The sequence below is a fragment of the Desulfosediminicola ganghwensis genome (genome assembly GCF_005116675.2).
Lineage (GTDB): Bacteria > Desulfobacterota > Desulfobulbia > Desulfobulbales > Desulfocapsaceae > Desulfopila > Desulfopila ganghwensis.
Genome location: NZ_CP050699.1, coordinates 290,474 through 310,004, shown reverse-complemented (window position 1 = coordinate 310,004; position 19,531 = coordinate 290,474). Strand labels below are relative to the sequence as shown.

The 19,531-nt window shown below is 50.0% G+C and carries 19 protein-coding genes; 10 read left to right on the top strand and 9 right to left on the bottom strand.

All coding sequences use genetic code 11. The features are described 5' to 3' along the window. The first annotated feature begins 57 nt into the window (after positions 1 to 57). From FCL45_RS01355 to FCL45_RS01345, 3 genes are all read left to right on the top strand, one after another. On the top strand, positions 58 to 2,469 hold the full coding sequence (locus FCL45_RS01355; RefSeq protein WP_136795511.1) for an acetate--CoA ligase family protein: 2,412 nt from the start codon (positions 58 to 60) through the stop codon (positions 2,467 to 2,469). Next, positions 2,435 to 3,208 (top strand): hypothetical protein, encoded by a 774-nt coding sequence (locus tag FCL45_RS01350; protein ID WP_217907769.1) that lies wholly within the window; start codon positions 2,435 to 2,437, stop codon positions 3,206 to 3,208. The genes FCL45_RS01355 and FCL45_RS01350 overlap by 35 nt, the downstream gene beginning before the upstream one ends. Positions 3,209 to 4,262: 1,054 nt before the next feature. Beyond that, entirely contained in the window at positions 4,263 to 4,514 is a 252-nt protein-coding gene (locus FCL45_RS01345; RefSeq protein WP_136795510.1) for a hypothetical protein, read from the top strand. Between the two features lie 349 nt (positions 4,515 to 4,863). On the opposite strand, the gene FCL45_RS01340 is transcribed toward FCL45_RS01345, so the two are convergent. Further along, complete coding sequence (locus tag FCL45_RS01340) at positions 4,864 to 5,799, bottom strand: methyltransferase domain-containing protein (RefSeq protein ID WP_136795509.1); 936 nt, start codon at positions 5,797 to 5,799, stop codon at positions 4,864 to 4,866. A gap of 435 nt (positions 5,800 to 6,234) precedes the next feature. Between FCL45_RS01340 and FCL45_RS01335 the strand changes: the two genes are divergently transcribed. Continuing rightward, the gene (locus FCL45_RS01335; RefSeq protein ID WP_136795508.1) at positions 6,235 to 6,741 is read left to right on the top strand and encodes a hypothetical protein; all 507 of its coding nucleotides are present in this window, start codon (positions 6,235 to 6,237) and stop codon (positions 6,739 to 6,741) included. Between the two features lie 33 nt (positions 6,742 to 6,774). On the opposite strand, the gene FCL45_RS01330 is transcribed toward FCL45_RS01335, so the two are convergent. Then, positions 6,775 to 7,362: a methyl-accepting chemotaxis protein gene (locus FCL45_RS01330; protein ID WP_136795507.1), complete on the bottom strand. Its 588-nt coding sequence runs from the start codon at positions 7,360 to 7,362 to the stop codon at positions 6,775 to 6,777. Between the two features lie 401 nt (positions 7,363 to 7,763). Between FCL45_RS01330 and FCL45_RS01325 the strand changes: the two genes are divergently transcribed. Further along, complete coding sequence (locus tag FCL45_RS01325; protein ID WP_136795506.1) at positions 7,764 to 7,964, top strand: hypothetical protein; 201 nt, start codon at positions 7,764 to 7,766, stop codon at positions 7,962 to 7,964. A 196-nt stretch (positions 7,965 to 8,160) separates the two neighbouring features. Then, positions 8,161 to 10,668: an SF1B family DNA helicase RecD2 gene (gene recD2, locus FCL45_RS01320; protein WP_136795505.1), complete on the top strand. Its 2,508-nt coding sequence runs from the start codon at positions 8,161 to 8,163 to the stop codon at positions 10,666 to 10,668. Between the two features lie 9 nt (positions 10,669 to 10,677). On the opposite strand, the gene FCL45_RS01315 is transcribed toward recD2, so the two are convergent. Continuing rightward, complete coding sequence (locus tag FCL45_RS01315) at positions 10,678 to 11,034, bottom strand: hypothetical protein (protein WP_136795504.1); 357 nt, start codon at positions 11,032 to 11,034, stop codon at positions 10,678 to 10,680. Positions 11,035 to 11,402: 368 nt separating this feature from the next. On the opposite strand from FCL45_RS01315, the gene FCL45_RS01310 reads away from it, so the two are divergent. The 3 genes from FCL45_RS01310 to FCL45_RS01300 all read left to right on the top strand — a co-directional run bounded on the left by FCL45_RS01310 (position 11,403) and on the right by FCL45_RS01300 (position 13,801). After that, complete coding sequence (locus tag FCL45_RS01310; protein ID WP_136795503.1) at positions 11,403 to 13,001, top strand: ubiquitin-conjugating enzyme E2; 1,599 nt, start codon at positions 11,403 to 11,405, stop codon at positions 12,999 to 13,001. 97 nt (positions 13,002 to 13,098) lie between these two features. Further along, positions 13,099 to 13,482: a hypothetical protein gene (locus FCL45_RS01305; protein ID WP_136795502.1), complete on the top strand. Its 384-nt coding sequence runs from the start codon at positions 13,099 to 13,101 to the stop codon at positions 13,480 to 13,482. Between the two features lie 70 nt (positions 13,483 to 13,552). Then, entirely contained in the window at positions 13,553 to 13,801 is a 249-nt protein-coding gene (locus tag FCL45_RS01300) for a hypothetical protein (protein WP_136795501.1), read from the top strand. Between the two features lie 52 nt (positions 13,802 to 13,853). Here the strand turns inward: FCL45_RS01300 and FCL45_RS01295 are convergent, their stop codons facing one another. After that, positions 13,854 to 14,462, bottom strand: coding sequence for a YigZ family protein (locus FCL45_RS01295; protein ID WP_136795500.1), 609 nt, complete (start codon positions 14,460 to 14,462; stop codon positions 13,854 to 13,856). Positions 14,463 to 14,474: 12 nt separating this feature from the next. Then, positions 14,475 to 15,701: a putative sulfate/molybdate transporter gene (locus tag FCL45_RS01290; protein WP_228721424.1), complete on the bottom strand. Its 1,227-nt coding sequence runs from the start codon at positions 15,699 to 15,701 to the stop codon at positions 14,475 to 14,477. Positions 15,702 to 16,146: 445 nt separating this feature from the next. Here FCL45_RS01290 and FCL45_RS01285 point away from each other — a divergent pair, with 445 nt between their 5' ends. Continuing rightward, a complete protein-coding gene (locus FCL45_RS01285; RefSeq protein WP_136795499.1) occupies positions 16,147 to 16,539 on the top strand; it encodes a hypothetical protein in 393 nt (130 codons plus the stop codon). Between the two features lie 185 nt (positions 16,540 to 16,724). Here the strand turns inward: FCL45_RS01285 and arsB are convergent, their stop codons facing one another. The 4 genes from arsB to FCL45_RS01265 form a co-directional block, all read right to left on the bottom strand. Further along, positions 16,725 to 17,909, bottom strand: coding sequence for an ACR3 family arsenite efflux transporter (gene arsB / locus FCL45_RS01280; RefSeq protein WP_136795498.1), 1,185 nt, complete (start codon positions 17,907 to 17,909; stop codon positions 16,725 to 16,727). Then, positions 17,902 to 18,360: an arsenate reductase ArsC gene (locus tag FCL45_RS01275; protein WP_228721423.1), complete on the bottom strand. Its 459-nt coding sequence runs from the start codon at positions 18,358 to 18,360 to the stop codon at positions 17,902 to 17,904. The genes arsB and FCL45_RS01275 overlap by 8 nt, the downstream gene beginning before the upstream one ends. 1 nt (position 18,361) lies before the next feature. Next, positions 18,362 to 18,766 (bottom strand): ArsR/SmtB family transcription factor, encoded by a 405-nt coding sequence (locus tag FCL45_RS01270; protein ID WP_136795497.1) that lies wholly within the window; start codon positions 18,764 to 18,766, stop codon positions 18,362 to 18,364. A 204-nt stretch (positions 18,767 to 18,970) separates the two neighbouring features. After that, the gene (locus FCL45_RS01265; RefSeq protein WP_136795496.1) at positions 18,971 to 19,525 is read right to left on the bottom strand and encodes a PepSY-associated TM helix domain-containing protein; all 555 of its coding nucleotides are present in this window, start codon (positions 19,523 to 19,525) and stop codon (positions 18,971 to 18,973) included. Positions 19,526 to 19,531 lie beyond the last annotated feature (6 nt).

Sequence of the window (19,531 nt, the reverse complement as noted above, 5' to 3'; positions counted from 1 at the left end):
GGTGACTCTGGATGATATGTCATCCAGAGTTTTTGTTAAGCCGGATAAGGAGAAGTAATGACTGTTCAATATGGGCCGGAAATTCATTTCGATGCTATTACCGAACTGTTTCAGAATGCAGGGAACGAAGGGCGTAATTTTTTATATGAGTACGAGGTGTATAACCTCCTTGCGGATTCAGGTGCCGAAACGCCGCCGAAATCGATACTGATTCCACGCGGAGCAAGGCCCTCGGAAGACGAGTTGCTGGCTCTGCCCGGCGAGAAGGTGGTGCTGAAGATAGCCTCACCCACCATCATCCATAAAACCGAGGTGGGTGGTGTTCGTATCGTTGCCAAGGACCCGAACAAGATCCGCTCGGCGCTGAGACGTATGCTGTATGAAGTGCCGGAGAATTATGCTGCCTGGTGCCAGGCGAACCCGGCCGCGGTGCCGGACTCATATCGAGGTTTGAGTGGCGAGGCGCTGCTGGCCGCTATCAGTCGCGATGTGGTGGGTGTGTTGATGGTGCAGTTCATGCCACCTGACTCGGCGGCCTTTGGCAACGAGCTGATCGTGGGCCTCAGGAACACCCGGGAATTCGGGATGGTTATCAGTGCCGGGCTTGGTGGCACAGATACCGAGTTGTACGCTGAGCGGTTCCGTAAAGGCCAGGCAATTATTGCTGCTTCCTGCGAGTTGATAGATGGCGAGCATTTCTTTGAACTGTTTCGCAAAACCATCTCCTACAAAAAGCTGGCAGGTCTCACCCGCGGTCAAAGGCGTATCGTCTCCGATGAACAGTTGATCGAATGCTTCAGCTCATTTATCGAGATGGGACGCAGATACTCACCGGTGAACCCGCAGGCGGAGTTCGTCATTGAGGAGATGGAGATAAATCCATACGCCTTTACCGATTTCCTGATGGTGCCGCTGGATGGCATGTGCCGATTCTCCTTACCGAAGAAACTCGGCAATACCAGGCCAGTGGTCAAGATCGACACCTTATTGCATCCCGGCCAGATCGGTCTTGTCGGTGTTTCTGCCACCCGCAAAAACTTTGGCCGTATCATTCTCGACAACATTTTGGCTGAAGGCTATCCTGCAGAAAATGTCGTTATAATTCGAGATGGTGTGGATGAGATTGAGGGTGTGAAATGTTTCCCTGATCTCAAATCGCTGCCGGAGAAGCTCGACCTCTTTGTGGTAGCCATCGGTGCGGACCAGGTGCCTGAGCTGGTTGATGAAGTGATTGCACTCGATGCAGCCAATTCGGTGATGCTCATCCCCGGCGGTATGGGCGAGAATGAGGAAAGTCAGGAGCGGGCCGCAAAAGTTATCGCCAAGATCGACGCGGTACATGGTACAGAGGATGGCGGCCCGGTTTTTCTGGGGGCCAACTGTATGGGGGTGGTCTCACATCCCGGTAATTACGACACCTGGTTCATCCCTGAGGAGAAGTTGCCTGTAAGCCGCAATCAGCCCTACAGACGGGCGGCGTTGGTCAGTCAGTCCGGCGCATTTATGCTGCACCGCTACAGCCAGTGCCCGGAGTTGGCTCCGGCCTATATGGTCTCCATGGGCAACCAGACGGATCTTACCCTTGGCGATATGCTCAAGTACTTCAAGGACTCGGATGAGGTGGACGTGATCGCCGTCTACGCGGAAGGCTTCTCGGATCTCGACGGGCTTGAGTTCTGCAAGGCTGTACGCGGAGCTGTACTCGCAGGCAAGGAAGTGCTGTTTTATAAAGCCGGTCGTACCCCGGAGGGCAAGACAGCCACCAGCGGCCATACCGCCTCACTTGCTGGTGATTATATGGTCTGCGAGAGCTGTGTGCGTCAGGCGGGCGCGATTGTTGCCCGTTCGTTTACTGAGTTTCAGGACCTGTTTCTATTGGCTGAGACTCTCGGGCCAAAGAAGATCATGGGAAACCGGTTGGCTGCGGTGAGCGGTGCTGGCTTTGAGGCGGTGGGCATGGCCGACTCCATTCAGTCTGATGATTTTCAAATGGAACTTGCTTCTTTCTCGCTGCAGACCCAGGCACGACTCGGAGCGCTTTTGAAAGAGAACAGGCTCGATGGCTTGGTCACTGTTAAGAATCCTATGGATATCAACCCATCCGCTAATGACGGGGTGCATGCCTCTATTGTTGAGGTGCTGAGCCAGGATGGTGCGGTGGATGCGATTGTGGTGGGGCTTGACCCGCTTTCACCGGCAGTTCACTCCATCATGAATAGTGATGTCCCTGCTTTTGAGTTGGGTGCAGACAATGGCATAGTGCAGCTGGTTGCTGAAGTGGTGAAGAAGAGCGAGGTGCCGATTATCGGCGTGGTTGACGGTGGCCGTCTTTATGATCCCATGCGGGATGCTCTGCTTGAACGTGGTGTACCTGTTTTTCCAGTCTGTGATCGAGCTGTTGCTTCTGTCTCTTTGTATATTGAGAGCCGCCTTTATGCAGAGCGGATACGCAATGGAGCTGGGTTGTAAGGTGGGGACTTCAGCTAATGACTTGTACGTATATATGTTAAAAATAAAGAGTATTGATTTACGGGTAATAACTGTTTTTTGCGCCACAGCTGGAATTTTTGCAATTGTACCTGGAGTTTTCGAGACATATCGGCAACTGAATATCGAGTATCCCTATCTGTTGAGTTTTGTGAAATTTGCCTTGCTTGCCACTTTCGGTGAATGTATGGCTCTTCGGATAACCACGGGGAATTACCTGCAGCCGGGGTTTGGTCTGTTGCCGAAAATGCTGGTCTGGGGGATGCTTGGTCTGTTAATAAAGGCCGCGTTTGTGATTTTTGCCACAGGCGCACCGAATGTACTGGCTTCGCTTGGTGTGCAGTTGAACCCTGATGCTATACGTTCAGGATTGTCTTTCCAGAGGTTGTTGTTGGCATTTTCCATAAGCCTGACCATGAATCTGATTTTTGCGCCGGTGTTGATGACCTTGCATAAAATCACAGACACTCACATTCGGCAGGTGGGCGGGAGCTTGCGCGGTTCCATGTCGGCGATTGATATTGCCTCTATTTTGAGAGAAATAGACTGGTCGGTAATGTGGAACTTTGTCTTCAAAAAGACCATCCCATTTTTCTGGGTGCCCGCCCATACTATTACCTTTCTGCTGCCTGCAGAGTTTCAGGTGTTTTTTGCAGCCATACTGGGAGTGACTCTGGGTCTCATCCTGGCCATCGCAGCTGAGAGGAAGGTCTGTTCCTAAGTGATATCGGAAGCATAGCCTTCATGTTCTGTGCGCTGCCACTCTTTCTTATCAGTTCAGGCTGGGGCAGAGTTTATTGACTCTGCCCCATGTGAATGCGGTGGGAGCCTGGGGCGACCCAGGCTAAGCATTGAGACCTGCAAATGTGGGGGGGGAGGAGCCATCTTGGGAGGGACAGGCTCCTTTAATATTTCGTAATACGTAGTGGAAGGAAGTTTTTCCGCTTTTCTCCAGCCGTGAAGTTTTGTTTTCGGGATGAAGAGTAAGGCAGATATATATCAGATCATTACCGCATAAATGCTCATCACTGCTATGACTCCTGCTGTGATAAGGGCCATCTCAAGATACTCATTCATTTCTTTTTTAGATTCGCTACTCATAATATACTCCTTTTCATTTGCTGCAATTGGTTGGTGGGTAACCCGCTCGAACGGCGATCAGCAAATTTCTTAGCGACCGCCATGGTGCTGCACTTTGCTCGAAGCAAGGTTTCTGCGACCAGGGCTTGTTCCTCTCTCAGGCGCATCTGGTTTTGCCTGTATCGAAGGATAAAGCCGTGGTTGATTTCTGGTCCCACAATACGCTGGTAAGACCAGAGAGGCAAGTCCAATCGTACAGCTCTTTGGGGGAAAGTTTAGATTTCTAGCTTACTGAAACTAAGTGAGTAATTTTCATTGCAGAGATCAAAACAAAATTGTATCTTGCTGAATTGCTCAAATTGGCCCTACCAATTTTCGGGCGATTTTGAACCGGTTGGAAGTTTTCTCGTGAAGTTTTTCGGTCGCATATCTCATGCAAATTGCCAGTCAAACTCTATAGAGCATCGTGATCATAAAAGTTACTTGGCAGGTAGGCTGTCTGAACTTGTGAAAGATGCGGGATAGGGCGGTTCCTACTTTTTCTCAACCCTGCACATGACACTTCTGTAGCTGGGAGTACCGGTTACTCGACCACGCACTTCATCTTCCGCCGTCTGCCATGGAAATTCTTCGCTGTATCCGAGTTTAGGGGCAAGCTCAAAAACGATCTTCCAATCCGGTCACGAGTCACTCACATGATCGATGACCGCATTCTGCAGGATAACCGGGTTGGCGGACTGCGCGATAATTGCCTCGACAGGATGTGGTTGATGATCGAGAACAGCATCCACCGGACAGCCCTGGACCTGATTCCCCGGGTCTCGAAGAACGTATTGAACAGTGCATACTGTTCGGTAAACGGCTGTGTTCCGGCCGGCAGGCGGTCTTTTATCTGGATATATCGAACCGGTACCGGTTGTGGCAGAAGGTCGCCGCCGGCAAGATAGATGTTGCCGGTTAGAGCGCAAAGCCAGGCGATAGAGCGAGCGCCTGACTTCTTCTTTGGGCGGTGAAGTTTTTCGGCGACACAATTCAGTGCGCTATCTCAGCTCACCTTCTCAAATTTCAGCCTATTGGGCTTTTTGATGAGCGGGTCTGTTATTCGTTAAGTTGAATAGACTATTGCGGGTGCCGCCTGCAGTTTAGGGCAGGTGAGTCGTTTGTCTTGTGCGAGAAAGGATTTGCGCCAGCCAGACACAACTCTTTTTATGATCACCTTTGCCTCGATGGCACAGCACGAAGAGCACTGGCGACACACTGTATCGTATATCATTAATTACCAGGGATTATCTATTATCAGCGATGTGCGAGGATGTAACAGCTCTGGATGAGTTCATAATGGTTGGAGTGAGTGCGGATCTTCCACCAGACACTCGCCGGGGATGTGACACGCCAGGGGGGAGACAGGGGGCCTTCGTCTTCTGTGAGCATGGAGGCAATGTTCTCTATCCCTTTGCCCGAATATCTTCCTTCGACATGGCCGCCGAGCCATTCCTGTACTGGGGTGCATTCAGTTGACCATGAAAATGGATCGGAGAGAATGAACTGTGCCCACCTGTTCCTGGCTACCCGGTTCATTTCAACAAGATGCTGAGTGGGAGACGGCACCTTGTCGATCAAGTTCAGTGAAGATATGGAAGAGATAGATTTTGCGCGAAAAGGCAGCGCCATGGCGTTGGCGACGATGAACTCAACCTTGTCACTTTTCCATCGGCCGGGCAGGATAAAGGTAACTTCTTTACGGAGAAACCCCTCGTCTTTTAAGGAGATGGTCATCTGGCGTTCGTTCATTAACTGTCGGGCAGTCCTGATGAAGGCAACGGAGTTATCAAGCCCTATTGAAAATTCGGCACGGCCGGTCATTTCAAAAGCGAATCTACCCACAGCACCACCGGCGTCAAGAGCTATTCCTTCATGGGGTTGGAGCTGTTCTGCCCAGACACTATAGGCGTTAGATGCATGCCTGTCGTTGAGTAGCTCACCATAATGACTCCAGAGATACGAGGCAACAAGCTCGTCGGTTTCATACGTATTGTTCTGGCCGGAGCCTTTACTGTCTGGGTCGAGATTGGCGATACCGTCTGAGATGGGGTATCTCCCCCGGCATTTGAGGCAGCTGAGATTGCCGTCGATGATATCTTCGCTGAGTTCTTCTCGTATCTCAACCTGCAGGCCATGTTCTTCGGGCAGGCATTGCGGGCAGATAAGCAGCTCGAGAAGCTTTTTTTTCATAGCAATCCCTCAGTGTGATTCCTGGTAGCAGCAGAACAACATGAAATACATGCCAACTCTTGCCCAAAGCAATGATCTGATAACTAAAACATGACGAAGAAGGCTAAATTAAAGGAGGTTTCATTAAAAATGATATCGCCATAGAGCGGGGGAGTCAAGATGGTCGGCCAAGGCATCATGGGGAAATAGAAATTTCTTGGAGGGGTGAATAGACAACTACAATTCGCCTGGGAATGATTTGTGTATTGGCAATCTCAATTGATTTTATGGGGTTACTGCGTGAACTGTTTAAGATGACCGTCTTCATCGGCTGGCTTTAATGGTATAGTGAATGTTCCTGAAGAGGTAAGAATAAACTGGGAATTCAACTGGAATTCCAGTGATTGCACCAGCATTGCCGTTTACTGATGAAGTTTATAAAGGGATTGAAACCTCATGACAATGAGACAACTGTTATTATTGCTTTTGCTGCTGGGGGGAATTGCTGCAGGGGGAACAGTGTATCGGCTCAGGCCTGAACTTGTATCAATCGAGACTGCGAAGCGGGTTGTTGACCAGGTGAAGTCTTTATCAATCAAGGAGTATCTACCTGGTCTTGAAAATGTTGATGAAATGGAAATGCAGGGAAAGCACCATGTATATTCGGCTGAAGATGTTGAAAAAGCGACTCAGGAAGTGTTGAAGCAGAAACAGCAGCAGGTCGGGCGCGGGAAGGCGGACATGCGCAAGGTTTTCAGCACCGAAGTTGCTCCTGCAGGGAAAAAGTATCTCTATCAGCTTGAGTTCACGAACGGTACCGGCACCATTGCCGATAAGATATCGTTTGGTGAAGGCATGTTAAGCTACCTGAGTCAAGGCGGAATTAAAGTCACGGTGCCTGAAAGCACGGTGGTGTCGCTGCAGCGAATTGTCATACCGTTGCAGGAGCAGAAAAAAAAGTAACGACGGGTTTTGCGTGTCAGGCAAGCCGTGCTGTCAGGTTCGAAAATGTCTCAGGTTTGTATCCATTTCCGAACACATTGACTCAAGGGTAGCCAGTTGGGTGAGCAGCTCTGCTTGGGTCAGGTCTTCAGTTGTTTCAATCTTTTCTTTTAAGGCCAATAAGTTGTGTTGCAATTCATGGTGGGTTTTCTGCAACAGGCCGACTTGGGTATTGAGCGAGGTAACCATCTGGCGAATAGCTATTTCTTCACTTTTCAGGAAATCTTTTTTACGAATTTTTATAAGAGTGGAAAGATCTCCTTCGGCAACGTTGTTGAAAATGGTCCTGAATCTATAGAGGGGGCCGAAAATTTTGTGAAAGATAAAGACCGAGTGCAGACCGAGGATGATGGTGACGATGAGGATGGTGGGCCAGAAGCGTTCATGTAACAGGAGCATCTCAAAGGCTGCTTGCTGTTGCTGTTCGGGAGGCTGGTCTGACACGAGGCTGGTGATTGAAGGCAGGAAGATCATAGCGCCGGAGAGGAGCAAGGCCAGAAGTATGTAAAGAATTATGATTGCCAGTACTTTGTATTGATTCGAGTCGATAATCCAGGTTTTTCTGAACACTCTGAGGGCCATATTGGTTTACCTCTAAATCAAGTCAAAATGATTTGAGATTGCTGGGTAATGAAATAATTGGCTTGTTCTCCCGGGGGGATGGTGGCCTGTTTCGTATCCTGACGAGGCAATTCCTGCTGAATTGTATAGTCAATTGGTTAAAATATCAATTTCGCGTTGATTTTCCCTGCTTTTTGTCGAGGCTGTACTAGTAGCGATTCCTCTCTTATATGAGGCCTTTCTGAGGGCATGGAAGGCAAAGCGCCTTATCACCAGTCGAGCCAACGGGAACGTTTTAATGTGGGAAAAGTTCGGAAAATCGATATAAGAATTCCAGGGGTAATATCTTTTACCGGGAAGGTTTTACTTCGATTGAACTGCTGGTGGTAGTGGTCATGATTGGCCTGTTGGCAGAATTTGCAATGTTTGCTTACAAAAACTACATCAAGAGGGCGAGGACCATTACGGCGGTTGCTGAATTATGCCACCTGGCTAATGATAGTGATTTGTACTGTGTCGGTGAGGATGAGATGAGTGCCGCAGACATAGATGACGCTGTGAGTCAGGTTGATATTATCCGGGCTGATGGCGGCTCTTTCAAAGGACAGGCGGCAAGGTGTTGAAGGGTGATACCGGACGCTTCATAGTAAATTCGCTATCGATTCATCTTATCGAGTTGCAGTGAATTCTTTTTTAGCTCGAAACTGTTACCCTTAACCTCTCACCCCTTACTTCCTAAAGCTGAGCTTCAGGGGGCATCGGATTCATTTTTCATACTTTCCACTTTTCGAATGGGGATTGATATGTTTTTCTCAACCCATGACAGTCATTTCTGAAAAAATCCAGGGAATAGTCCAGCGCGTTACTTACCATAATCCGGTCAACGGGTGGTCTGTGCTTCGGGTGCAGTCCTATCAGAATATGGGAGAGCAGCTGACAGTCACAGTGCACCAGACCAAGGTCTTTGCCGGGGCAACCATGGAGTTCCATGGTTGCTGGACCCATCATCCCCAATATGGCAGGCAGTTTAAGGCGACTGAAGCCATTGAAAAAAAACCTGCTTCGGCAGCAGCCCTGGAAAAGTACCTTGGCTCAGGTCTGATTAAAGGGGTGGGGCCGAAAACAGCAAAGAAGATCGTTGCCCATTTCGGCGATGAGACGCTGCAGGTATTTGAGGGTGAGATTGATCGGCTCACCGAGGTTGGCGGTATCGCCGCCAAAAAATTGGACATGATCAAGCACGCCTGGTCAGAACACCGGATGATCAGGGATGTAATGATATTTCTGCAGGGCCATGGTATTTCAACACTCTTTGCCGTGCGGATTTTCAAAAAATATGGAGACAAAGCCATTGAGACGGTGAGCAGCGACCCATACCGTCTTGCGAACGATTTTTATGGGATCGGTTTTTTCTCGGCGGATAAAGTGGCGCTGAGTATCGGTTTTTCAGAAGATAGCGAAGAGCGTATTATAGCGGCCATCAGACACGTGCTTGCTGCCAGCAGGGAGCAGGGCCATTGCTATCTTACCCGGCAGCAGATCCTGGCCGAAATTGAGGAACTGCTTGGCCTTGATCTTGAGGGTCGAATCGATTCGATTCTGCTCAAGATGGAGGAAGAAAACCATCTGAGGCTGAGAAAACTTGCTGAATCTGAGGGGAAAGAAATCTCCTGCTACTATTCGAAATCGCTCTTTTACGATGAAGAAACCGTGGCAGCGAGAATCTCCGCCATGAAGGCCCGGGTACGTGTTGATGAAAAGCGGGTTGAACGCTGGGTTACTGATTACTGTGGAAAGCAGAAGATTCAGCTCAGTGATGAGCAGATGGCAGCGGTGCGGCAGGTGGTGCAGTACCGCTTTGCTATTTTAACAGGTGGTCCGGGTTGTGGAAAAACCACCACCACCCAGGTTATCGTTCATCTGCTTGAGTCCATGGGCAACAGGGTGTTGCTGGCTGCGCCAACGGGCAGGGCCGCCCAGCGTATGGGGGAGGTGATCGGCCGTGAAGCGAAAACCCTGCACAGGCTTCTGGAATGGCAGGGTGGAGCCTTTAAACGTAACGAGGAGCAACCGTTGCAGGCGGATTTCCTGATCGTCGATGAATGCTCGATGCTCGATATATCGCTCACCGCGTCACTGTTAAAAGCGGTGCCGGAAGGTTGTCAGACTCTTTTTATCGGTGATGCCGACCAGCTTCCCTCCGTTGGGGCGGGTAATGTGTTACATGATATCATTGCCTCCGGTGTTGTGCCCTGTTTTCGCCTGACCCAGGTGTTCAGGCAAGCGAGGGAATCGAAGATTATCGGCTTTGCCCACCAGATGAATAGTGGCGAGACTCCGAGGATTGAGTCGCCGTTTAAGCATCCTGAAGTCTGGAAAGATGGTACCGACTGCATTTTTCTCGACTCAGATGAGCCGACCCAGGAGCAGATGAGTTTCGTTACCAGGGTAAAGAATCAATTCAAGTTGCGGATAAACCAGCTTGAGGGGCTTTCAACCAATGAAACTCCATATGACTTCCGCACCGGGGAGGCGATTCATTCTGCCTATGAGAAAGAATTTCAGGTGCCAAAGAAATTTGCCCATGTTGATCTGCAACAACTTGCCAAAGCCGAAGGTGGCATAGAAGAGCTCAAAAGGGTCTTGAAAAAGGTTCATCCCTGGTCCACCCTGCATTACGGCCTGATGGCTGTAGACACCGTGGTGAAGCTCTATCTGGAATGGATTCCAAAATATTATGGCCGGGAAAGTGAAATTCAGATTCTCTCCCCCATGACCCGCGGCAGCCTCGGGACCAATAATCTCAACAAGGTTATCCAGCAGGCGGCCAACCCTCCAGCCGAAGATAAACCGGAGTTGCAGGTTGGTGAGCGTGTTTTCAGGGTGGGGGACAGGGTCATTCATCGCCGCAATAACTATGATCTTGCGGTTTTCAACGGAGATATCGGCAAAATTATCGAGATAGATACCTATACCCTCAGTTGTGTAGTTGCTTTCTATCCGGACGGCAGGGAGGTACGGTATCAAAGGGAAGATGTTGTCGAGCTGGATCTGGCCTACGCCATCACCATTCACAAATCGCAGGGGAGTGAATTTAAGGTGGTAATTCTGCCGGTTCTGACCCAGCACTTCAAGATGCTTTACCGCAACCTGATTTATACAGGGCTCACCCGGGCGCGTGAGTTGGCGGTTTTCGTCGGAACCAGACGAGCTCTGGCAATGGCAATCCGGCAACAGGATACCAGCAAAAGACAGACCGCTCTGGAAACCCTGCTACGGCAACCAGAGCGTATTCTTACAGTTCGTTCAGCGCATGGGAAAAGGTGAGGTGCTTTTTTAAGCATGTTCTGTTTGCCCCTGCTCCAGCTGGCGGCGGGATCTGATGGCGCGCATGGCCAGCAGAGAGACCCTGTTGGCAAACCAGGTCCTGTTGTCCGGGTCGTGTATCGAAGTCTGTTGCCACCGGCTCAGCGGAGAGTCCTGATCATCACACAGCCCTCCTGAATCTGATTGCCATAACGGGTCACATTCACGGCATTTGCCGGAATCTGTATGACACAGTGGGCAGGAGTTTTTCCAGGGGGTGTCCAGCCTGATTACGTGCTGTATGTAATAGTTCTGGTCATGTGCGGGGTGTGAGCTGAGCCAGGTCCACATTTTCTGAAAATCGTTTAATTCCTGTAGAATTGTCATGGTCATCCCTCCTGAAGTGCTACGTGGTATTGGGCAATACCGTATCGCAGAAAAAAAATCATCTGCCGCGGCATTGCCTATCCGTAGATAGGTGTGGGTATATGGTCTATTATACAGGTAAATCCTGCCAATATTCAATTGTTGATCAGGAGCGCGGGTAATTTGAGTCGTTACTTTGTGTTAGCTATGAAATCAGAGATTGGAAAATCATCGGGCTGCTGAGGGAGCAACTGAAAAAGTTTAAAATTTTCTGAGGTTTCCTTGTCTCGTAGCCTCTGGTACAATAAATCGAATTTTGGGTGAGTGTGCATCGAGGGGAAAGAGATGGTGGATATGCACGCTGAAACGAGGAGAGGTATCTGAAAGGGATGAACAATTCACAGACTCATGGCGCCTATGCCGACGACTATGACGCTCTTAAAAAGAGATTGCGGCATTACCCGCAAATCACCATAGTCTCGACAGAAAAGGAGCCGCCCGAGAAGTACATTATTGAATATAAGCTGTTCGGTTACGGATATAATGATAAAGGCAAGATCGAGGTGCGAAGGCGGCATCGCATCCAGATAGAACTTCCATTTGGCTATCCACATTTCCCGCCAACGGTAAAACCCCTTACCGCCACGTACCATCCGGACGTTGATGAACAGGCAGTCCGTATCGCTGACCAGTGGCAGAGAAATCAATCGCTGGCCGATCTGGTAATATACATCGCCGATATGATTCGCGGTGAAATATACAGCAGTGATGGCACCTTCAATCAGGAGGCCGCCAGGTTCTATGGGGAAAAGGAAGGTAAACTTCCTCTCGCCGAGCTTAAATATCATATGGACCCGGACAAGGCCGAGAAGAAACGGAGCGAATCCTCCTTTGGGATCGTGTTCAAGCGTCTCGTTCTCACGATGGGCTTGCTGGCCACTCTGGCTGGGGCCGGTGTTTACTATCACGATATGATGTATATCCGGGGTGCGGAAAACTCGGTTAAAGATGGTCGAAAGCTCATGGACCAGCGGCAATTCAGTGAGGCGCTGGAAGGTGCTGAGCGGGCTCTGATTAAACTCGACAGGATTTTCATGCTTCAGCTCGACAGGGAGGAGCAGGCCAGCAGATTGGCGTCATTCATCGAGTCAACAGAGATACGGGAGGGGCTTGCGGGGAACATTGCCCATAACGGGATCTATTATTCTTTCGCCAAAGCCGACGCTTTGACCGAAATTGACAGCCTGCGAACGACGGCAACCTCCATGATCGCCACAGGAGACCTCAGAGGGGCACTTGCAGAGCTTGATTCTGCAATATTGCTTGCCGAAGAAAATGAATTAGAGACAGAGCTTTCGGAGTTGAAGGGTCTTGCTGCAGAAACGCGTCTTAAGAGGGCACTTGGTGCAGCGAATGAACGCTATAATGAGGGCAAATGGCAGAGCGCAGCTAAATATTATGACGAGGTGGTAACCATCCTCGAGACAGACCGTCGGGTGCTGCCGGAAAATACCATTTCCACCTTGAGTAAGATTAAGAAATTGAGGCTCTTGGCTCGGGTGAATAGTCTCAGGTCAGAGGCTGCCGCAGCGGAGCAGCAGAAAAAATATCAGCAGGCGGCTGATCGTAACAGGTCAATAGTGGTGCTTATCAGCCGCAGCGGCTTCAGTTCCGATAAAGCACTTTCTTCGATGCAGGCAGAGGCCAGAAGAGAAAACGCCCGTCTCCGGGAACAGGCTCAGGTAAACAGTGGCAGTGACTACCTGGTTGAAAATTACAAAGATATCTTTACGAAACACTACCCTGGCCTTGACCGTGATGGGATTAGGTCTCCTAAGGTACGCTACATGGGGCGATCCGGCGGGAATTATGTCTTTATAATGTCGTGTATAGAGTTGGTGAAGAGAAAGGCTACTGAATACAGACTTTATTATCAGTATGACCCGGGTAATTCCCAATGGAATTTGTATACTGAGAAGAGACTGTAGCAGCGTATTATGGATGTTGATTGAGAGTTGTTCATTGTAGGTGCAAAAATCATCTGTGGTAATGGATTGAGATGTTAGCGAGTGTTATAGGGAGGAGATGATGATAACGGCATCTGATTTTTTGCTTGAGGTGAGCGCACTCCAGGACGAGGTGCGGGCCTTGAATGATATCGCCGACGCCAGGACAGTTGCAGAGGTCGCAGCAAGACTGGAGGCGCTTAACTATGCACCGACGGTGGTGCTGCCTCTTGAGCGCTTCCTGCGGATCAGAAAACTCGAACTGCTGAGTGAGATCGAAAAGATCATCGTGCTCAGTGATGAAGAGGTTTATGAGATGTCGCCCGGTGATCCGCGTTGCTCGATCGAGTGCAAGCTGCGCTATATCGTGGCCCTGGTATATTACTTCAGGCAGCTGGTTCAGCTGAGAAAAGGAAACCCGGACGCCTGGGATGAAGTCGACGAGTTATACGTCCATGATTAAATTTCTCTTATAGAGTGCTGTTGCGGTCGAATTGTATCGGACCGGAAAACAGACCTCTGCAGGAGGAAACATGGGTTTTGCAGAAAAAGTCACTTTCGTGGTTATGAACCTTTGCCGCATAGGCATCGGCATGGTGATGATGTATTCAGGCTGGGAATTGTTGCGCGGAACTGGCTTACTTTCCAACACAGGGTACGATTCCGTGCTCACCGCGCTCTTTGTGATCGGCCTTGGGCTGTATTGTATATTCCGGGGTGGGCCGGCTCAGCTATTTGAGCTGATCCAGTGCCGGCAGGAGAAAGCAGTATCGGAGAAATGAGCCGGTTGAGTGTGCTCCATTTTGCAGATTCTCGCTTGCTTTCGCCCAGCCGTCAGTCTTTTTGGTAAAGTATTGTTCCCTGGCTTGCTTCACGTATTCTTTCCTGAAACAACTCTTCCATACTCTCCGGAATTTCAGCAATAAGCTGTATGTCAGCGGCGTACTCCGCGTCTGCAACTGTACCTTCCACCTCCGAGATCAGGTGTTCAGTTGTTTTAAGTAATGAATAGGGCAGAGTCAGGGATATCTTGGCATAGTTTATCTTTACTCTTGTGTCCAACTGATCCATGGCGAGTTGAACACTTGAACTGTAGGCCCTGGCCATACCTCCTGTTCCCAGCTTGATGCCACCGAAGTACCGGCTGACCACGGCACAGATCTCACCAATCCCGGAATGATGCAGTACGTTGAACATGGGCTTTCCGGCACAGCCGCGGGGCTCACCATCATCGCTCATACCATACCCGGCAGGGTCGCCGGGGTTACCGGCCACGCAGGCCCAGCAATTATGGTTTGCGTCTGGATGCTTCTCGTTGATACGGCGTATAAACGCATCGGCGTCGGCCTTGGTGGGGCAATGCTCTATATAACAGATGAACTGGCTGCGTTTGACAATCTGTTCAACGACTACCGGGGCCGCCGGGATGGAATAGGGTTTCATGGCATTAACACTTTAAATATGCAGCTTGCCCGAGCGCAGGGCGTGGGCGAGCAGAACACCTGCGACAAATGCCCAGGCCAGGTTCAGAACAAGGGTGAGGCCCAGCATTATCAAGAGAACGAATAGATCTGCACGTTCCTCAATGTCAATAATGCTCATGCCGAGCTGAACACCGGCAAAGAGGAGTAACACGCCGAGAATCGCCATAGGCAAGAGATGCAGCAAGGCGATGGCATGGGGGCCGAGAAAAATTGCCATCATAATAAACAGGGTGCCGATGACAATATTAGAGCCATGGGTTCGGGCACCAAAGCGGTAGTGGGCGGCAAGCCCTCCGGCACCGTGGCAAAGTGGGATTCCTCCCAGTAAAAAACAGAGACCGGAGGCAAAGGCCATGCTGAGAGTCATTGATCTGTAACTCACCCGTTCTGCAGCCCCCGGAAAGTACTCTTTAGAGAGTTCTGTGGTGGCGACAACGGCATTGCCGAGAGTCATGGGGATCTGCGGCAGCACCAGGGCAAAGAGCGCAAAGCTCAGGTCGATAGAAGAGGGAAAGCCATAGGGCAGAATCTGGGGAAGATAAATGCCGGGCAGGATTTTTATGAGATTTTCGTAGTCACCGAAGCAGAATCCTGCCAGCAGGCCGAGCGAGATCAGGATGATAGCGGCCGGGAAACGTTTGGAGTTCAGCAGGGCCAGGGTTATGAAAAAGCCCCCGATACCGAGTAGAAAGCCAACAGGTACAGGGCCAATGTGCTGCAGTCGGAAAAACGGTTCGGCAAGGCCGGTTGCCTGTTGCGAGGCGGAAGTTCCCAGTATAAAGTGAATCCCTTGGTTCATCAGTAGCACGCCGGTCGCAAGCTGCACGCCGCGTACCACAGATTTGGGAATCAGTCTGCCGATGTGGGTGATAGCCCCTGTGAGACCTATTATGGCCATGAATATACAGATCAGCAGGGTTGAGCTGCTTACCTGTTGCGCGGTCATGCCCGTGGCTATGGCATAGGCGGCGATCACTTTCATAGGTTGTACGGCAACCGGGATTTTAAAATAATATCCGGCCAGCAGATAAAAGAGTCCTATTGCGAAAAAAGTGCCAACCGCGGAGAGATCATTGACCAGGATCATTCCCATGGTCAACGGCAACAGGGTTCCGAGGTCGCCGAGCGAGCCTGCAATTTCCATACGGTTGAAGCGCATGGTCCGGTAATGCTCTGTTCTGCTTGGTATGGGCGTCATGGTAGTAGAATGCTAAAGCGTAATGAAGCTGATGCCATAAGTTAAATTAAGAAGATTGCGATTTAAAGCATCACTATACAACAAAGTGGTGATCAGTTCAGCATGTTTGCCAGGCTATGCATACTCAAAGCGTCAAAATGACAACGATAAACAGGGTGATGGTGTGTGCTATTGATTGCAAAATGCAGCACATTTACGTACTGTAGCAAAAGAATTTGGTATCAAGCGATGTTCAGCCGATTTATAGAACGAGTTGAAGTGGTCTGCCGCAGAGCAGCCCTTGTCGACATGGTCCACAGGGGCGAATCTTCAACACACTATAGAGCTGCTCTTTGGGTATTGTACCCGTATGAAATGTTCAGGCAGTAGGCTTAATACTTTGCAATTACAAAACATGAAAATAGCTTGCTGGTTATTTTCATGAGATATATGTGCGGGAGGGGAAATGTATTTGTGCATAGATTTTGATGGAACCATTGTCGACCATCGATATCCCGATATTGGTGAGCCGGTGCCGGGAGCTATCCAGTGGCTGAAGAGGCTTCATAAATGTGGCGGCCGAATAATCCTCTTCACCATGCGCTCGGATCAGGCGGGGAGAATGTTGCTTACGGATGCTGTGAATTATCTGCGGCGTGAAGGGGTTGAGCTGTATGGCATTAACCGGAATCCCGATCAGGATAGCTGGACCGCCAGTCCCAAGGCGTATGGCGAACTTTATATAGATGATGCGGCTTTTGGCTGTCCCTTGATCTTTCCGAGAAAATTTGCCCGCCCCTGCGTTGACTGGAAAAAAGTCGGCCCCCAGGTTGAACATATGATCTTGAGCAGAGGTTGAATCCGGCTTTCTCATCAGCCACGGTACACCACCAGCTTATTCGGTGTTTTGGCCGTAAACATAGCTTGCTATAGTTTACGGCCAATAAAAATGAATCCGGCCCTGCCTGAATTGATTAAAAAAAACAGGGGTATGGTTGTTGTCTTTCCCCCCTCAAGTGGGGAGAATGACATTCTGAATACGAGTTACTGATGGTTAAACCAGTGCTGGGTTTTAAGGCAGATACGTACCAGCATCAACATCAGCGGCACCTCGATCAATACACCGACAACCGTGGCAAGGGCTGCACCCGAGGAGAGGCCGAAAAGCATAACCGCAGTAGCGATGGCTACTTCAAAATGGTTTGAAGCACCAATCATCGCAGCGGGTGCCGCATCTTCATAGGAAAGCTTCAAGACCTTCGCCAGGCCGTAACCAAGAGCAAAAATCAGCACAGTCTGGATGAAAAGCGGAATGGCGATCCAGAGAATGGTGAGCGGGTTCTGCAGGATCACTTCGCCTTTGAAAGAAAAGAGCAGCACCAGAGTGGTGAGCAGGGCGATAATGGTGATCGGAGTCAGGACGTGCAGGAACTTTTCATGAAACCACACCTTGCCTTTGGTCTGAATCAGCCACTTTCTTGAGAAATATCCGGCAACCAATGGCAGTGCCACATAGATGGAGATGGAGAGCAGCAATGCCTGCCACGGTACCGGCAGTCTGCCCACGCCAAGAAGAAATCCACCCAGGACACCGTAGAGCAGCAGCATGAGCAGTGAGTTTACCGCAACCATCACCAGGGTGAGGCCGTCGTTTCCGCGTGAGAGATATCCCCAGACCAGAACCATCGCGGTACATGGTGCGATGCCAAGTAGAATGCAGCCTGCAAGATAGCTGCGCCACAGCGGAATTTCGAGCATCTTTAGGCCCTCGTGCATTACCACTGTACCGGCGCCATGGATTGCGCCGACATCAAGATCAAGCCCGAAGGGAATCTTTACCAGATCCGTCGCGGCCTCCCCGATAAAGCCCTTAAGCAAAAAGCCAAGGAAGAAAATGCAGATGGCGTACATGGTGAAAGGTTTTACCGCCCAGTTGATAAAGAGGGTCAGCAGAACCGGCTTGGCACTCTTGCCGGCTTTGACCACTGAGGCAAAGTCGATTTTGACCATGATCGGGTACATCATGAAAAACAGGCAGATGGCGATGGGGATAGAAACCACAGGGGCCCCGTTGACATGGATTGCCATCCCGTCCAGAGTGTGGGCAAAGTCGGGTGCAATCTTGCCAAGCAGGATGCCGCCGACAATACAGGCTCCTACCCAGAGCGTAAGATAACGTTCGAAAATCGAAGTCATCCGACGCTCGTTTGAGTTGTGCTGATCAGTCATTTCCTTTCTCCGTATAGCCCGGCAGGTTGTCAGGCAGAGTCTTGATAAATACTTCTATTTCGTCTCGAACCTTTCGATAACATTCGAGCTTCTGCTCTTTATCTTCAAAGGCCAGGGCCATTTGGGGTGGATCGTTAAAACCCACGTGGATAACCTTGCAGTCACCTCTGAACATGGGGCAGGTCTCGTTGGCATGACCACATACCGTCACCACGTAATCGAATTCAATCTGGCCCAGTTCCTCGACTACTTTTGAGGTGTGGCTTGAGATGTCCACCCCCTTTTCCGCCATAACAGCCACGGCATTCTCATTTAAGCCGTGACATTCTATTCCTGCCGAAAAGGCGTTCATCCTGTCACTTTTCAGGTGACGGGCAAAGCCCTCAGCCATCTGGCTTCGGCAGGAATTTCCCGTACAGAGAAACAGGACATTCGGTTTGTTAACGGACACGCTATTTATCCTCCTTTCCTTCTTCAGACGGTACGGGGCAACATTCCGTCCCTCGTTGCTTTCTGCATATATCTTCAGGGTCAAGGGCGAGAATCGCAGTCAGTGCCTCTCTGTCCCTTTGTATCTGCTCCGTTGACTCGAGCTGGGACGATAGCCAGGTGATCATCGTCTGGTGCTCCTGATCTTCTTTGAGGCGAAAATAGGCCCATTTGCCGACATTCCTGCTCTCGACTATTGCAGATCGCTGCAAAACCCCAAGATGTCGGGAAATCGTTGCACCGCTCACCTCAAGCAATTCGGTGATCTGGCAGGGACAGAGTTCGCCTGCATGCTGCAGCGCCATCAGGATTCTCATCCTGTTACCATCTGCAAATGCCTTGGTTAGTGTGATTATGTTTTCAATCATTGTATTAGAACCTCATTTAGCTGACCGGCTAAATGATAGTGGTGCGGTGCCACATCTGTCAATTAAAATGTAGGCAAAGGGGTGGGCGCTAACCAAAAAATAATAGAGAGGGAAGGGTGTTACAGGACCTGAAAAAGCCCTGTGCAAGAGAACTAGCACAGGGCTCGGGGAGGGAAGAATGAACTACTGTTTTACAGGGGATTTTTACAGATAGAGCCAGAGGAAAAATATAGGCAGGGCGATTCCGGCCCCGGTCAGCCAGGCGCCTCTGCCGCGTAGGCCTTTTTTACCACGCAGTATAAAAAGCCCGGTGACGGCAACGATCATCAGCGCCAGCGCATAGAGATCAGCTACCCAGGTCCAGAGCTTTTTGGCATGATTGATATGCAGAAAATTCATCTGGTACAGCCCTTTTCTCGGTTGGTTCTTCTCCTCGAAAACTTCTCCGCTGCGAAGGTTGACAGTAATGTTGTTGTTTACCACGAAAATCTGCAGAGTCGTATCGTCTGTCTGATAGCTTCCCTTGATTTCGCCACTCTCTTTGAGTTGGGTCAGTATGTTCCTGATTAAACCATCGCCGGTCAGTCCGACTAAGGGGGCAGGGTTGATGGTAGATTGAATTCGTTCAATCCGGTAATTGGGATTCCAGTCTGCAATATGATTTACCGCAATTCCCGAAATCGCATAGATAATGGTGAGTCCAAAGCAGAGGTAGCCGAGATCCCGGTGGATTATGTTGTTCCAGCGACGCCATTTCATATGGGG